This is a genomic window from Catenulispora pinisilvae, assembly GCF_015356865.1.
GTDB classification, from domain to species: domain Bacteria; phylum Actinomycetota; class Actinomycetes; order Streptomycetales; family Catenulisporaceae; genus Catenulispora; species Catenulispora pinisilvae.
In genome coordinates this window covers 9,703-25,197 of record NZ_JAAFZA010000066.1, presented here as the reverse complement: position 1 = coordinate 25,197, position 15,495 = coordinate 9,703, and the positions used below count along the sequence as shown (strand labels likewise).

Genomic DNA, 15,495 nt, shown 5'->3' with positions numbered 1-15,495 from the left:
GTGAACCGCAGGTGGCTATAGCTCCGCGAGCTCGGCAAGCCAGCGATGCCCCGGATACACCTGCCCGATGAGCTCGGCCAGCCGCGCGCGCCGAGCCGGGTCCAGCTCCGGCATGATGCCGGCGAAGTCCGCCTGGTCCTTCGGTCGCGCGTGCTTGGCCTTGAACAGGAGCACCAGTTCAGGGGTCAGATAGGGGATGCCGTCCGGTGTGTGGCAGATGATGTCGTCGTACGGGAGCCGGATCGTGGGGGAGTGGCGGCAGATCCATGTCCGGCCTTCGTGTGGCTCGCGGAAGACGTCGACCAGGTAGTCGTCGGTGGCCGGGTCGCGGAGCCAGGTTTGGTGCGTGGCGGCCAGTGTCTCCGGCGAGGGGGCCGGCCACAGGCACTTGTCGCCGACCGCGTCGAAGACGTAGTCGGTGAACCGGTCGCGGATTTCGGTGAAGTGCGCGGCCGGGATGGCGATTTCCAGGTCGCTGTGGCGCCGGGTTTGCTTGCCGCGGAACAGGTCTAGTGCCCAGCCGGCGGCTACGTACCAGGGTGCGGTGACGCCGGTCAGGCGCGAGGCGACTTCGGCCGGGGTCCAGGCGTGGGCCCAGCGGGTGTCGAGGGCTTCGATGTCGGCGGGGGACAGGTCGGTGCGGTCTTCCGGCGGTGGTTGGGTCACCGCACGGAAGGTATCGCACCGGGAATCTGTGTGTGGAAGGAGTGCTAGAGCAGTGCTGTGTTCCCGTGCGCGGTCGATGCTGTGTAGTACCGATCCGCCGCGAACGAGGCCCGGTAGCCGGTCAGTAGTACGCCCACCGAGTCCAGCAGGCCCGGTGCGGTGCTGCACGCTGCCCGCCCGGCCTGGTCTGTGGTGGCGTGGCACAGGTATCCGCCGCTGGTGTCGGTGAAGGTGATGCGCTGTCCGGCCAGGGGGGCGCCGGCGCTGGTCAGGGTGGCGTTGAGGTCTGCCTCGCCGAGTGGGAGCAGGGTCAGTGTCGCGGTGCCGGCGGTCAGTGCGGTGGGGGCGGGCGGGATCACCGAGGCCGCGAGGTAGACCGGGTTCGTGCCGACCGGGACTGTGGCGGTGAGGGTGTCAGAGCTCAGATTCACCACGGAGACGTCGTTGGCGCCGTAGTCGGCCACGTAGGCCGAGCCGCCGCCCGGGGCCATGGTCAGTGCGATGCCGTGCGGTGCGGTGCCGACGCTGAACGTCGAGGTGACCGCCTCGGTCGTGGTGCTGACCACCGACACGGTTCCGGAGGCGGCGTCGGTGACGTAGACGGAGGCGCCGTTCGGGCTCACGACGGCGCTGTGCGGGCTGCCGCCGATCGGCACGGTCGCCGCGGCGGTGTCGCTCGCGGTGTCGATCACCGTGAGGGTCCCGTCGCCGTGGTCGGGCACGTAGACGTGGCCGCCGTCGGGGGAGACCGCCAGGCCGACCGGGCTGGCGCCGACCTGGACGGTGGCCGCGACCGTGTCGTCGGCGGTGTTGATGACGGTGACCGAGTGGTTGCCGGTGTTGGCGACGTAGAGGCGGGAGCCGTCCGGCGACACGGCCAGGCCCTCGGCGCCGGAGCCCGAGGGGACGGTCGCGAGTACCGAGTCGGCGGTGGTGTCGATGACCGAGACCGTGCCCGAGACGTCGTTGCCGACGTAGAGGCGCGAACCGTCGGGGGACAGCACGGCCGCCTGCGGCTGGACGCCGACCGCGATGATGGCCACTACCGCCGGTCCGGCGGCGGCCTGGGTGTCGATGACCCGGACCGCGCCGGAGCCGGAGTCGGTGACGTAGACGCGCCGCCCGTCGGCCGAGGCGGCGACGCCGGTCGGGGAGATGCCGGCCGGGACGGTGTCGACCACGGTGTTGGTGGCGGTGTCGATGACCGAGACCGTGTTCGACGAGGAGTTCGCGACGTAGACGTACGTCCCCGGCGGCAGCGGCGCGCCGGCGGCGTGGCCGGGCGCGGCGGTCAGCGCCGTGAGCGTCCCGGCGGCGAGCAGGCAGAGCGCGACGGCGGCCGCCGCGCGTGGTCGGGTGGAGCGCGGAAGCAGGGCGGAGGTCACGCGGGCTCCTTCGGAGGCACTGCCGAGTAACTCAGAGCTCTGTTTTATCGCGATCGGGCTGCTCTGGCGAGGGGGCGGAGCCTGGCGAGCCGGTAGGGCTTTCCTCTCTCTTCTCCTGTTTCTCCTCCTCGATGCCGCGGACCCACATGAGCGCCAAGATGCTCCCGGCCAGCCCGATCAGGATCAGCGCGATCGCCACGCTCACCCCGCCGGCTCCGGTCCAGTAGACGTCCTTCAACTCGATCAGCAGCGCCGCCTCGTCCACCACCAGCGCCAGCCCGATCCCGAAGAACAACCCCATCCACGCGTGCCACTGCGGCGAGCGCTCTATGACCCCGGCCGCGGCCACGCATATCAGGATCAGGATCCCCCACAGATAGTGGTGGATGTGCACGCTGCCCGCCGTCACGTTCCCGAAGCCGCCCACGTGCACGTGGATGGCCCAGGTCAGCAGCCGGAGCCCGCCGAAGGTGACGGTGAACGCCCACCAGGCGAGCACGATCCCGCGACGGGTCGGGTGGACGTCCTTCAGGGTTCTGATGCGCGCCATCAGCGTCCTTCGTCTTCGTGGTGTTTACTCTCAGTCAAGCAGCATCAAGTCCTCGGGAACATCGATATCGGCCGGCGAACCGTGGCAGGGCACGGAGGCCACCTCGTGCCGGGCCAGGAAGTCCCGCGCACCCCGATCGCCCACCGCCGCGGCCGACGCCTCGGGCCAGTGCCGGGCGGCGATCAGCACCGGATGGCCGCGGCGTCCCTCGTAGGTCGCGGCGGCGACTTCCGCGCCGGCGGCGACGACGGCGCGGACCGCCTCGGACGTCACGAAAGGCTGGTCCACCAACAGGATCACGGCCGCGCCGCACGAGGCGGGCAGCGCCGCCAACCCGGCGCGCAGCGAGGAGCCCATCCCCGTCTCCCAGTCCTGATTCACCGCCACGACACACCCGGTCAGGTCCGCCCGCCGCCGCACCTCGGCGGCCTCGGCGCCCAGGACCACGACCACCTCGGCGCAGCCGCCGGCGCGCGCCGTGCGCACCGCCCGCTCGACGAGTAGTCCGCCGCCGTGGGTCAGCAGCGCTTTGGGGCGTCCGCCGAGCCGCCGCCCGCCCCCGGCCGCCAGGATCACCGCGCCGATCTGCACAGCTGCCGTCACCTCGGCCGTCACCTCGGCCACCACCTCGTCCATCTATCGCAACCGCATCTATCGCAACCGCAACGCCAGGAACAGATCCACCTGCGTCTCCAGATCGGCCAGGCTGCGCCCGGTCAGCTCCTCGATCCGGGCGACCCGGTATCGCAGGGTATTGACGTGGACGTGCATCTGCTCCGCGCAGCGCGTCCACGACGTCGAACACGCCAGGAAAGCCTCCAGCGTGGCCTCCAGATCCGAGCGGTGCAAAGCGTCGTAGGCCCGCAACGGGCCCAGTAGCCGATCGCGGTAGGCGACCCGCACGTCCTCCGGCAGCCCCGACAGCAGCAGCACGTGCGAGGCCAGTTCCTCGTGGCCGATGACGCTCACCTGGTCGCTGCGGGCCCGGCCGATGCGCAGCGCGTGCCGGGCCTCGTCGACGGTGGCCCGCAGCCCCGCGGCCCGCCGGCTGCCGACGCCGATCGCCAGCCGCTCGCGTCCGAGCCCGGCGGCCATCGCGCCGAGCAGGTCGCGAAGCTGCGCGGCCACGTCCGGCGGCGGGCCCGGCACCAGCGCGACCGCGTGGTCGGGGAACTCGGCGATCGGGAAGTCGGGTTCGGAGATGGATCCGGCGCCGGCCCCGGATCCGGGTCCAGAGCCGGGTCCGGATTCCGGGGCGCCGGGCTTGAGCGCAGCGGGTAGCCGCAGCCGCACCTCCTCGGCGACGTCCTCCAACAGCGCCCGCAGGATCGCCCCGGACTGGCCGGCGGGACCGGCCAGCGCCAGCGCCTGCACCTCGGTGTCCGAGCCGACGCCGACCAGGTCGGCCCGGGCGGCGATCTCGGCGGCGCCGCCGTCCTCGGCGATCAGCCGCACCAGCTCGGCGCCCAGCTGCCGCAGCGGTGCGCGGCGCGCGGCCAGCCGCTCCCGCTCGATCGCCAGCACCGCGGCCGCCTTCCAGGCCAGTGCCTGGCGCCGGGGGTCCCAGCGTTCGTAGTCGCCGTCGAAGACCAGGTACCAGTCGGTGAGCCGGGAGCCGGAGCTGATGGCGAACACCGAGCGGCGGCGGATCCGGGCCGGGAGCTGTCCGGCGCGCAGCGCTTCGCGGACCGTCGCCTCGGCCTCCGGCGGCGGCATCGGCTCGTGCGAGGCGGCGACCGGCCGGGCGGCGGGGGTGAGGACCCAGCACGGCATGCCGACGTCCTGCGCCAGCAGCTCCAGGATCGGGGCCAGCGCGGTTCCGGCGGCCGAGGCCGAGACCAGGCGGCCGTGCCGCTCCAGGACCGAGCCGATGTCGGCGGCCCGCTCGGCGGACAGCTGCCGGGCCAGGTGCTCGGTGAGGGTGGCGAAGGCCAGCTCGGTCGGGACCCGGAACAGCGGGGTGCGGTGGGTGCGGCAGGCGCGGATCAGGTCCGGTGGGATCGGCGCGCCGGAGGCGTCGCCGGCGGCGACGGCCGCCGCCCCGGCCTCGGCCACGGCCCGGGCGAACCGCTCGGAGTCCCGGGGCTCGCGCCGCCAGACCAGGCCGGTCAGCACCAGCTCGCCGCCGTTCAGATACCGGCCCGGGTCCAGCAGATCGGTCGTCGCCACCCAGCTGATCTCCCGTTCCAGCAGGGCGTCGGCGCCGGTCAGCAGCTCCAGGCCGGGCATCGGGGCGGCCAGCAGGTCACGCAGTCGCACGGGCCGCTCCCCCTTCCTGCCGGCGCTCGGGGCGGTCTTGATCGAAACGAGGCTACCTCCGCACCGCGCAGCTTAGGAACGGCCTGTGAGCGGCGTCTTTGGACGATCCTCCGAAACCCCGGCCGCCGACGGACTGCTCCTTCATGGTTTCGGCCCGTGGCCGGGACCGGGCCGGCGGCGGTTCACTGACCATCGTGCCGCTCGGCACCACGAAGCCGGAAGGAGGCGCTGATGCCCGGTGATACCCGCCGCGAGGCGGTGACCGTGTTGAACGCCTGGTCCGCGGAGCAAGCGAGGCAGGAGCTGTCGGCCTGCTGTGCCAGCCAGCGCTGGGTGGCCGCCATGGCATCGGGACGCCCGTACGGCGGCTGGACCGAGTTGGCGTCGGCCGCGAGCGCGGCGATGAAGGCGCTGCGGTGGTCGGACGTGCTGGAGGCGCTCGACGCGCATCCGCGGATCGGCGACAAGGCGGCGGGGCAGTCGCGGGAGGCGCGGTGGTCGCGGGCCGAGCAGTCGGCGGCGGCCGGCGGCGCTGACTCGGTGCTGCGGGAAGTGACCCTGGCCAACGCGGAATACGAGCAGGTCTTCGGCCATGTCTTCCTGATCCGCGCGGCGGGCCGGTCGGCCGAGGAGATCCTGGCGGCCGCTCGCCGGCGCCTGGACCACGACGCCGCCACCGAGCAGCAGGTGGTGCGCGCCGAGCTCGCCGAGATCGTGCTGTTGCGCCTGGAGCGCGTCGGGCAAACCGCCGCATCTTCTTCTCCCGGTGTTAAGGCCGGAGGTCAAGACAGCGCCGAATCCGCTGCCGCCACAACGGGAGTCGCGAAATGAGCCTGTCCACCCACGTCCTGGACGCCGTCCAAGGCCGTCCCGCGGTCGGCGTCCCGGTCCGCCTGGACGTGGCCCGCCCCGACGGCTGGCTGCCGGTGGCCCGGGAGCGCACCGACGCCGACGGCCGCATCCGCTTCGCCCCGGACCTGCTCGGCGGCCCGCACCGCCTGGTCTTCGATACCGCCGCCTACTTCCAGACGGCCGGCGTCGAGCACTACTTCTACCCCGAGGTCGCGATCGCCTTCACGGTGACCGACCCGGACGCGCACCATCACGTGCCGCTGCTGCTCAGCCCATTCGCCTACTCGACCTATCGAGGGAGCTAGTCGATGCCGATCGTCCTGGGGGACAACCGTTACGGCAAGTGCGAGAACCGGGTCGTCCGGATCACCAAGGAGGGCCCGGTCCACCAGATCAAGGACCTCACCGTCTCCGTCGCCTTGTCCGGCGACCTGGACGCGACCCACCTGACCGGGGACAACTCCGGAGTCCTGCCGACCGACACCATGAAGAACACGTGCTTCGCCTTCGCCCAGCGCCACGGCGCCGTCGAGATCGAGGACTACGCCCTGCTGCTGGCCCGGCACTTCGTCGACTCCCAGCCCGGCATCGCCCACGCCCGCGTCGAGGTCGCCGAGCACGCCTGGGAGCGCATCGGCGACGGCCCGCACTCCTTCCTGCGGGTCGGCGGCGGCACCCGGACCTGCACGGTCCACTACGACGGCACCGACGTCTGGATCGTCAGCGGCCTGAAGGACCTCACCGTACTGAACTCCACCGACTCGGAGTTCTGGGGCTACGTCAAGGACGAATACACCACGCTGGCCGAAGCCCAAGACCGCATCCTGGCCACCGAGATCCACGCCCAATGGCGGCACACCGGCGAATCCGGTGAGTGGGGCAAGTCCTACGAACGGGCTAAGAACGCCCTGCTGGAGGCGTTTGTGCGAACGCACAGCCGCTCGCTCCAGCAGACACTGTTCGAGATGGGCACGCGGGTCCTGGAAGAAAGCCCGGAGCTGTGCGAGGTCCGGCTGAAGCTGCCGAACAAGCACCACTTCCTCTACGACACGGCCCCGTTCGGCCTGGACAACCCGAACGAGACGTTCCTGGCCGCCGACCGGCCCTACGGCCTGATCGAGGGCGACGTCCGCCGCGACGACGCCCGCGACCCCGGCCCGGCCTGGACCTGAGGCCCGGGCCTTCCAGCCCAGCACAGCCCGGTCCACCCCGGTCCAGGCAGCCCGGTCCAGTCCAAACCGGCCCCGGTCCGGCCCAGTCCAGACCGGCCCAGCCCGAGAACCCTTCAGCACCCCCGGAGCACATCAGTGGACTTCCTACGCCCCGCCACCTGGGCCGAGGCGCTGACCGCCCGCGCCGAGCGGCCCGACGCGGTCCCCATCGCCGGCGGCACCGACGTCATGGTCGAGCTCAACTTCGACCGGCGCCGCCCCGGCGCGCTGCTGGACCTGAACCGGATCCCGGCGTTGCGGCAGTGGACCCGGGATCCGGACGGCACGATCCGGCTCGGCGCGAGCGTCCCCTACGCCCGCATCATCGACGAGCTCCGCACCGACCTGCCCGGCCTGGCCATGGCCTCGCGCACCGTCGGCTCGCCGCAGATCCGCAACCGCGGCGGCGTCGGCGGCAACCTCGGCGCGGCCTCCCCGGCCGGCGACACGCACCCGGTGCTGGTCGCCACCGACGCGGTCATCGAGGTGGAGAGCGCCGAGCGGGGCGTGAGGGCGATCCCGGCCACCGAGTTCTACCTCGGCGTCAAACGCAACGCCATGGCCGCCGACGAGCTGATCAAGGCGGTCCTGCTGGCCCCGGCCAAGGGCCCGCAGCAGTTCTCGAAGATCGGCACCCGCAACGCGATGGTCATCGCCGTCTGCTCGTTCGCCGTGGCGCTGGACGTCGCGGCCCGCAAGGTCGGCGCCGGCATCGGCTCCGCGGCCCCGACCCCGCGCCGCCCGTTCGAGGCCGAGCTGTTCGCCGCGGACGCGCTGCCCTGGGACAGCCGCGCCGACCTCGACCCGAGGATCGCGACCCGGTTCGGCGAACTCGTGGCCGCCGCGGCCGCGCCGATCGACGACGTCCGCGGCACCGCCGCCTACCGCCGGCACGCGCTCTCGGTGATGGGCCGCCGCACCCTGACCTGGGCCTGGCGCGAGCATCAGAGCAGCCAGAGCTGCCAGAGCAGCAAGGAACTGACATGAGAGTGACCTTCACGGTCAACGGCCGCAGCGCCGAGGCCGACGACGTGTGGGAAGGCGAGAGCCTGCTGTACGTCCTGCGCGAACGCGTCGGCCTGCCGGGTTCGAAGAACGCCTGCGAGCAGGGCGAATGCGGGTCCTGCACCGTCTACCTCGACGACGTCCCGGTCTGCTCCTGCCTGGTGGCCGCCGGCCAGGTGCAGGACCGGCAGGTGCGCACCGTCGAAGGCCTCGCCGACGGCGACCGCCTGGACCCGGTGCAGGCCTGCTTCATCAAGGCCGGCGCCGTCCAGTGCGGCTTCTGCACCCCCGGGCTGCTGGTCCAGGCCCACGACCTCATCGAGCGCAACCCCGAGCCGTCCGACCCGGAGATCCGGGAGGCCCTGGCCGGGAACCTGTGCCGCTGCACGGGCTACGAGAAGATCCTCGACGCCGTCCGCGAGGCGGCCGCTATTAAGGCCGGTATCGCATGAGCACCCTCACTGAACGCGGCGGGGCGCAGCAGAACACTGTCATCCAGAACGCCGCGATCGCCACGGTCGACGCCGCGAACACCGAATACGAGTCCGGATACGTCGTCATCGGCGACGGCCGGATCACCGCCGTCGGATCCGGGCCCGCGCCTTACGTGTACGGGGCGCGCGTCGTCGACGGCACCGGCTGCCTGGCCACCCCCGGCCTGGTCAACACCCACCACCACCTCTACCAGTGGATCACCCGCGGCCTGGCCCAGGACGACGCCCTGTTCGGCTGGCTGGTCGAGCTGTATCCGATCTGGGCCCGGCTGACCGAGGACACCCTCGGCGCGGCGGCCCGCGGCGGCCTGGCCTGGCTGGCCAAGACCGGCTGCACCACCTCGGCCGACCACCACTACGTCTTCCCGCGCCACGGCGGCGACCTGCTCGGCGCGGAGATCGAGGCGGCGCGCCAGATCGGCCTGCGGTTCCACCCCACGCGCGGCTCGATGGACCGCGGCGCGTCCGACGGCGGACTGCCGCCGGACGAGGTGGTGGAGCGGCTCGACGACATCCTGGCCGCGAGTCAGGACGCGATCACGCGCTACCACGACCCCTCGTTCGACTCGATGCTGCGCATCGGCCTGGCGCCGTGCTCGCCGTTCTCGGTCAGCAGCGACCTGATGGTGCACAGCGCGTCCCTGGCCCGCGAACACGGGGTCCGGCTGCACACGCACCTGGCCGAGACCCTCGACGAGGAACAGTTCTGCCTGGCCACCCACGGCTGCACGCCGGCGGAGTACGCCGACAAGCTCGGCTGGCTCGGCCCGGACGTGTGGCTGGCGCACTGCGTGCACCTGTCGGACTCGGCGATCCGCCGCTTCGCCGACACCGGGACCGGCACCGCGCACTGCGCATCCTCCAACGCCCGCCTCGGCTCCGGCCACGCGCGCATCAAGGACCTGCTGGCCGCCGGTGCCCCGGTCGGACTCGGCGTGGACGGGGCGGCGTCGCAGGAGTCGGGGATGCTCGTGGAGGAGCTGCGGCAGGCGATGTACGTCTCGCGGCTGCGTGCCCTGTCCTCCAACCCGGCCGAGGCCCTCAACGCCCGCGCCTCGCTGCGGCTGGGGACCATGGGCGGTGCGAGGGTGCTGGGGCGCGAGGCCGAGATCGGCTCGCTGGAGGTCGGCAAGCTCGGCGACGTCGCGCTGTGGGATCTCAACGGTCTGGGTCACGCCGACATCGCCGACCCGGTCGCCGCGCTGGTCTTCGGCCCGCCGGCCCCGCTGCGGCTGCTCGCGGTCGGCGGCAATCCGGTGGTCCAGGACGGCACGCTGGCCACCGCCGACGAGGACGCGCTGGCCCGGGCCTGCCGCACCGCCGCCCGCTCGCTGATGGAGGCGTCCTGATGCGGCCCCGCACCCTGATACGGCCCCGCACGCTCGCCCCCGCCGTGAACCGACCCCTGCCGGAGGTGTTCTGATGCCCACGCGTGCCCCCGATCGTGCGCCTCGCGATCTGAACCAGTCCGCGACGACCGGCGGCGTCGGCGACAGCCCGACCCGTCCCGACGGCTCGTTGAAGGTCAAGGGCGAGTTCGCCTACTCCTCCGACCTGTTCATGGACGACATGATCTGGGGCGCCACCCTGCGCAGCCCGCACCCCAGAGCCCTGATCCACTCCATCGACGTCGCCGCCGCCCTGAAACTCCCCGGCGTCTACGCCGTCCTCACCCACGAGGACGTCCCCGGCCACAAGTTTTACGGCCTGGACACCCGCGACCAGCCGGTGCTCGCCGTCGGCCAGGTCCGGCACCAGGGCGAGCCGGTGGCGTTGGTGGCCGCCGACCACCCGGAGACCGCGCGCCGGGCGCTGAAACTGATCCAGGTCGACTACGAGGTGCAGGAACCGGTCGTGGACCCCCGGCGCGCGGTGTTCGATCCGCAGTGCCCGCTGGTGCACGACGACGGGAACATCGTGCGGCACCAGCCGGTCCGGGTCGGCGCCAGTCCCGACGATCCGGCGGTGCGTGCGCAGTGCGCCGTGGTCGTCTCCGGCGAGTACGAGGTCGGGATCCAGGACCAGGCGTTCCTGGGGCCCGAATCAGGGCTCGCCATCCCGGCCGAGGACGGCGGGGTGGACCTGTATGTGGCCACGCAGTGGATCCACTGGGACCTGTTGCAGATCGCGCCGTGCCTGGGGCTGCCCGAGGAGAAGGTCCGGATGACGCTGTCCGGCGTCGGCGGGGCGTTCGGCGGCCGCGAGGACCTGTCGATGGAGATCCACGCCGCGATGCTGGCGCTGCGCGTCGGCAAGCCGGTGAAGATGGTCTACAACCGCGAGGAGTCGTTCTTCGGGCACGTGCACCGGCATCCGGCCTTGATGACGTACACCTACGGCGCCACCGCCGAGGGCAAGCTGGTGTTCGCCGACGTGGAGATCGTGCTGGACGGCGGCGGCTACGCCTCGGCCACCCCGAACGTCGTCGGCAACGCCGCCTCGCTCGGCGTCGGGCCGTACGTGGTGCCGAACATCAAGATCGACGCCTACGGCGTCTACACCAACAACCCGCCCTGCGGCGCGATGCGCGGCTTCGGCGCGGTCCAGGCCTGCTTCGCCTACGAGTCGATGATGGACAAACTGGCCGCCGAACTCGGACTGGACCCGGTCACCATCCGGCAGCGCAACGTCGTGGCCCAGGGCGACAAGCTGGCCACCGGCCAGGTCGTGGAGGCCCCGGCGCCGGTCGCCGAGATGCTGGACACGCTCAAGGCGCTGCCGATGCCGGCCCCGGCCGACACCTCGGACCTGCGCAACCTGCCCGGCTCGACCGCCAACGCCACACACGGCGAAGGCGTGGTGCGCGGCGTCGGCTACGGCATCGGCGTCAAGAACATCTGCTTCTCCGAGGACTTCGACGACTACTCCACCGCCCGGGTGCGCCTGGAACTGCTCGGCGACACCGTCGGCGCGCTGGTGCACACCGCCGCCGCCGAGGTCGGGCAGGGCCTGATCACCATCGAGGCCCAGATCGCCCGCACCGAACTGGGCGTGGAGCAGGTGAGCATCCACCCGGCCGACTCCTCGGTCGGCACCGCCGGGTCCTCCTCGGCCTCGCGCCAGTCGTACATGACCGGCGGCGCGGTGAAGACCGCGTGCGAGGCGGTGCGGGCCGCGGTGTTCGAGCGGATCGCGCAGGACCACGGCCGGGCCTACGACGACCTGTCGCTGGCCGGCGGGAAGATCGTGTCGCACGCCGAAGGCGTGATCGGCACCCTGGAGGAGGTGCTGGCGGCCGGCCCGATCGAGCAGACCCGCGAGTACCACCACCACCGCACCCAGCGCATGGATCCGTTCACCGGCCAGGGGAACTCCCACACCCAGCTGGCGTTCGCCGTGCACCGCGCGGTGGTGGACGTGGACGTCGAACTCGGCCTGATCAAGGTGGTCGCGCTGGACCTGGTCCAGGACGTCGGCAAGATCATGAACCGGCTGTCGCTGGAAGGCCAGCTGCACGGCGGCTCCGCCCAGGGACTCGGCCTGGCGGTCATGGAGGAGATCCAGGTCCGCGACGGCAAGGTCCGCAACCCCTCCTTCACCGACTACCTGATCCCCACGATCCTCGACATGCCGCCGATGCGGATGGAGATCTTGGAGAACGCCGACCCCCGCGCCCCCTACGGCCTGCGCGGCGCCGGCGAACCCCCGACCCTGTCCTCCACCCCGGCGATCGCCGCCGCGATCCGCGACGCGACCGGGCTGGACCTGCGGCGGGTGCCGATCCGACCGGAGGACCTGACGGAGGGCCGGACAGATGCGTGACATCACAGAGGACCTGCACACCTGGCACGCGGCCGGCAAGCCCTACGCGGTCGCCTCGGTGGTGGCGGTGAAGGGCAGTGCCCCGCGCGAACTCGGCGCCGCGCTGGCCGTGGACGCCGAGGGTACGGCGGTGGGGAGCGTGTCCGGCGGCTGCGTCGAGGGGGCGGTGTATGAGCTCTGCGTCGAGTCGCTGCAACACGGGCGGCCGGTGCTGGAGACGTTCGGGTACAGCGATGACGACGCCTTCGCGGTCGGGCTGACCTGCGGCGGAGAGCTGGAGGTGTTCATCCAGCCGGTGTTCCCGGAGCGTGAACCCGCTATAGACGTCGCACTGTCAGCGATGTCGGCCGGCGATCCGATCGCTCTAGTCCGAGTCATCGCAGGGCCCTCGGATCTGGTCGGCCGCTCGCTCGCGGTCCGCCCGCGGGCCCCCGAAATCCTCTGGGGCCCGCCCGGCGCCTCGATCGCCGTCGACGGCGACCCCTGGTCCGCCACCGGCACCATCAGCCCCGGCCTGGACCGCGTCGTCGCCCGCCACGCCCGCGCGATGGTCGAGTCCGGCGCCACCGGCACCATCGCCGTCGGCACCGAGGGCGAGGGCCAGGACTGCGGCGAGCCGGTGACGGTCTTCATCGAGTCCTTCGTCACCGCGCCCCGCATGCTCATCTTCGGCGCCATCGACTTCGCCGCCGCGCTGGTCCGCGTCGGCAAGTACCTCGGCTACCAGGTCACCGTCTGCGACGCCCGGCCGGTCTTCGCCACCCGCCGCCGCTTCCCGGAAGCCGACGACGTCGTGGTCGCCTGGCCGCACCGCTACCTGGAGACCACCCGCGTCGACGCCCGAACGGTCGTCGCGGTCCTCACCCACGACGCCAAGTTCGACGTCCCGTTGCTGGTCAAGGCCCTGCGGCTGCCCATCGCCTACGTCGGGGCCATGGGCTCGCGCCGCACCTGCGCCCAGCGTGCGGACCGGCTGCGCGAAGCGGGCCTGTCCGACGCCGAGATCGCGAACCTGCACGCCCCGATCGGCCTGGACCTCGGCGCGCGCACCTCGGAGGAGACCGCGCTGTCCATCGCCGCCGAGATCGTCGCGGCCCGGCACGGCGGTACCGGGCGCAGCCTGGCCGACGTCAACACCGCGATCCACCACGCCCCGGCGGTCCCACCCCTTGAGAGCGGAGTCCCGGCATGACCCTGATGTTCCTCAACGGCGGCGCCATGCGCGGCGGCCCCCTCAACCACCTCCTGAAGGACTCCCAGCTGGTCGGCGTCGTCCGCACCGCGGCCAAGTACCGCTTCTACTCCGTCGGCGACGCCTTCCCGGCCATCGAGGCGGTCGCCTCCGGCGGGGTGAGCGTCGTCGGCGAGCTCTACGACGTGCCGTGGGACGTCCTGGAGCGCTCGCTGCTGCCCGCCGAGCCCGAAGAGCTCGAACTCGGCGTCATCGAACTCGAAGACGGCGGCGGCACCCTGTCGATGGTCCGGCGCCGGGCCTACACCGAACCCCACACCTACCGCGACATCTCCCACCACGCCGACTGGCGTGCGTACAAGGCCAGCCTGGAGGCAGCCCAGTGACGCTCCGCTTCGACATCAACCTCTCGATCCTGTTCACCGAACTGCCGCTGCTGGAACGCCCGGCCGCCGCCCGCGCCGCCGGGTTCACCGCCGCGGAGTTCTGGTGGCCGTTCGGGACCGAGGCGGTGCCGTCCGACCGGGACGTGGACGCGTTCACGGCCGCCCTGGACGACGCCGGGGTCCGCCTGGTCGGGCTGAACTTCCCCGACGACCTGTCGGTCGGCGCGCGCGGGCTGGTGTCGGTCCCCGAACACGCCCAGCGGTTCCGGGACGGCATCGACGTCGCGGTCGGGATCGCCGAGCGCACCGGCTGCCGGAACCTGAATGCCTTGTACGGCAACCGGATCGAGGGCTGTTCCGAACTCCAGCAGCAGGACGTGGCGCTGGAGAACCTCGGCGCGGCGGCGGCCGCCGCCGACCGGATCGGCGCGACCGTGCTGATCGAGGCGCTGAACGCGATCGAGTCCCCGGCGTACCCCATTACCTCCAGCGCGGCGGCGCTGGCCGAGATCGACCGGGTCTCGGCCGCGACCGGCGCGACCAACCTGGCCTTCCTGTGCGACCTCTACCACCTGGCCCGCATGGACGAGGACCTGTTCGCGACCATCGCCGCGCACGCCGACCGGTTCGGGCACGTGCAGATCGCCGACATCCCGGCCCGCGGCGAACCCGACAGCGGCGCCCTGGACTTCTCCGCTTTGTTCAAGGCCCTGACCGAGGCCGGCTACACCGCCGAGTCCGGCCGGGGCTGGGTCGGGCTGGAGTACAAGCCCTCCACCGGCATCACCACCGACAGCTTCGAATGGATGGAATCTCTTTCATGAGCACGAAGATAGGCTTCATCGGCCTGGGGATCATGGGATCCCCGATGGCCGCGAACCTGGTCAAGGCCGGGTTCGAGGTGACCGGCCATGACCTGAACGCCCCCAACGTCGCCAAGCTCGCCGCCGACGGCGGCACCGGCGCGGCCTCGATCGCCGAGGCGATCGACGGCGCCGACATCGTGATCACGATGCTGCCCGCGCATCCGCACGTGGCCGCGGCGGTCCTGGGCGAGCGCGGCGTGTTCGCCTCGATCAAGCCCGGCACCCTGTTCATCGACTTCTCCACCATCCGCCCCGAGACCTCCATCGAGGTCGCGACGGCCGGCGCGGCGCTCGGCGTGCGCGTGCTGGACGCCCCGGTGTCCGGCGGTGAGAAGGGCGCGATCGACGGCGTCCTGTCCATCATGGTCGGCGGCGAGCCCGACGCCTTCGCCGCCGCGCGTCCGGTGTTCGACGCGGTCGGCAAGGTCGCGGCACTGTGCGGGCCGGCCGGCTCCGGACAGGTCGTCAAGGCCGCGAACCAGCTGGTGGTCGGCGGGACGTACGCGCTGGTCGCCGAGGCGATCGTGCTGATGGAGGCCGCGGGCGTGGACGCCGGCGCCGGCCTGGACATGCTGGCCGGCGGCCTGGCCGGCTCCCGGATCCTGGAGCTCAAGCGGGCCTCGATGCTGGCCCGCGACTTCAAGCCGGGCTTCCGCATCGACCTGCACCACAAGGACATGGGCATCGCCCTGGACGCCGCCCGGCAGGCCGAGGTGGCGCTGCCGATGACCAACCTGGTCGCCGCGCTGATCCAGGCCGCCCGCGCGCAGGGCCTGGGCGACCAGGACCACTCCGCGCTGCTGGCCGTGGCCGAGAACCTGTCCGGTCGTTCTGGCCGTGCCGCACGAAAGGCGAACTGACTCCCAT

Annotated in this window: 16 protein-coding genes; 11 read left to right on the top strand and 5 right to left on the bottom strand. The window is 72.2% G+C overall.

Annotated features, from left to right (window positions below):
* Positions 1–15: 15 nt before the first annotated feature.
* The 5 genes from IZR01_RS19725 to IZR01_RS19705 are packed head-to-tail and all read right to left on the bottom strand — an operon-like array spanning position 16 to position 4,860.
* The gene (locus IZR01_RS19725; protein ID WP_323746236.1) at positions 16–666 is read right to left on the bottom strand and encodes a nucleotidyltransferase domain-containing protein; all 651 of its coding nucleotides are present in this window, start codon (positions 664–666) and stop codon (positions 16–18) included.
* Between the two features lie 44 nt (positions 667–710).
* Positions 711–2,051, bottom strand: coding sequence for a YVTN family beta-propeller repeat protein (locus IZR01_RS19720; protein ID WP_194924678.1), 1,341 nt, complete (start codon positions 2,049–2,051; stop codon positions 711–713).
* Between the two features lie 31 nt (positions 2,052–2,082).
* Complete coding sequence (locus IZR01_RS19715) at positions 2,083–2,601, bottom strand: hypothetical protein (RefSeq protein WP_194893252.1); 519 nt, start codon at positions 2,599–2,601, stop codon at positions 2,083–2,085.
* 30 nt (positions 2,602–2,631) lie between these two features.
* A complete protein-coding gene (locus IZR01_RS19710) occupies positions 2,632–3,237 on the bottom strand; it encodes a nucleotidyltransferase family protein (RefSeq protein ID WP_194893253.1) in 606 nt (201 codons plus the stop codon).
* A gap of 15 nt (positions 3,238–3,252) precedes the next feature.
* The gene (locus tag IZR01_RS19705; RefSeq protein ID WP_194893254.1) at positions 3,253–4,860 is read right to left on the bottom strand and encodes a helix-turn-helix domain-containing protein; all 1,608 of its coding nucleotides are present in this window, start codon (positions 4,858–4,860) and stop codon (positions 3,253–3,255) included.
* A 231-nt stretch (positions 4,861–5,091) separates the two neighbouring features.
* Between IZR01_RS19705 and uraD the strand changes: the two genes are divergently transcribed.
* From uraD to IZR01_RS19650, 11 genes are all read left to right on the top strand, one after another.
* A complete protein-coding gene (gene uraD, locus IZR01_RS19700; RefSeq protein ID WP_194924677.1) occupies positions 5,092–5,691 on the top strand; it encodes a 2-oxo-4-hydroxy-4-carboxy-5-ureidoimidazoline decarboxylase in 600 nt (199 codons plus the stop codon).
* Positions 5,688–6,017, top strand: coding sequence for a hydroxyisourate hydrolase (uraH, locus tag IZR01_RS19695; protein ID WP_194893256.1), 330 nt, complete (start codon positions 5,688–5,690; stop codon positions 6,015–6,017). The genes uraD and uraH overlap by 4 nt, the downstream gene beginning before the upstream one ends.
* A gap of 3 nt (positions 6,018–6,020) precedes the next feature.
* Positions 6,021–6,884 carry a factor-independent urate hydroxylase gene (pucL, locus tag IZR01_RS19690; RefSeq protein WP_194893257.1) on the top strand — a complete coding sequence of 288 codons (864 nt, stop codon included), beginning with the start codon at positions 6,021–6,023 and terminating at the stop codon, positions 6,882–6,884.
* 135 nt (positions 6,885–7,019) lie between these two features.
* Positions 7,020–7,910, top strand: coding sequence for an FAD binding domain-containing protein (locus tag IZR01_RS53350; protein WP_194893258.1), 891 nt, complete (start codon positions 7,020–7,022; stop codon positions 7,908–7,910).
* Positions 7,907–8,380, top strand: a complete 474-nt coding sequence (locus IZR01_RS19680) for a (2Fe-2S)-binding protein (protein ID WP_194893259.1) — start codon at positions 7,907–7,909, stop codon at positions 8,378–8,380. Before IZR01_RS53350 ends, IZR01_RS19680 begins: the two co-directional genes overlap by 4 nt.
* On the top strand, positions 8,377–9,771 hold the full coding sequence (locus IZR01_RS19675) for an 8-oxoguanine deaminase (RefSeq protein ID WP_194893260.1): 1,395 nt from the start codon (positions 8,377–8,379) through the stop codon (positions 9,769–9,771). The genes IZR01_RS19680 and IZR01_RS19675 overlap by 4 nt, the downstream gene beginning before the upstream one ends.
* A 73-nt stretch (positions 9,772–9,844) precedes the next feature.
* Complete coding sequence (gene pucD / locus IZR01_RS19670; RefSeq protein WP_194893261.1) at positions 9,845–12,184, top strand: xanthine dehydrogenase subunit D; 2,340 nt, start codon at positions 9,845–9,847, stop codon at positions 12,182–12,184.
* Positions 12,177–13,376, top strand: coding sequence for an XdhC family protein (locus IZR01_RS19665; RefSeq protein ID WP_194893262.1), 1,200 nt, complete (start codon positions 12,177–12,179; stop codon positions 13,374–13,376). Before pucD ends, IZR01_RS19665 begins: the two co-directional genes overlap by 8 nt.
* Entirely contained in the window at positions 13,373–13,762 is a 390-nt protein-coding gene (locus IZR01_RS19660) for an allophanate hydrolase-related protein (protein ID WP_194893263.1), read from the top strand. Before IZR01_RS19665 ends, IZR01_RS19660 begins: the two co-directional genes overlap by 4 nt.
* Entirely contained in the window at positions 13,759–14,586 is an 828-nt protein-coding gene (locus tag IZR01_RS19655; RefSeq protein ID WP_194893264.1) for a hydroxypyruvate isomerase family protein, read from the top strand. The genes IZR01_RS19660 and IZR01_RS19655 overlap by 4 nt, the downstream gene beginning before the upstream one ends.
* Positions 14,583–15,488 carry a 2-hydroxy-3-oxopropionate reductase gene (locus tag IZR01_RS19650; RefSeq protein WP_228554293.1) on the top strand — a complete coding sequence of 302 codons (906 nt, stop codon included), beginning with the start codon at positions 14,583–14,585 and terminating at the stop codon, positions 15,486–15,488. Before IZR01_RS19655 ends, IZR01_RS19650 begins: the two co-directional genes overlap by 4 nt.
* The last annotated feature ends 7 nt before the right edge of the window (positions 15,489–15,495 follow it).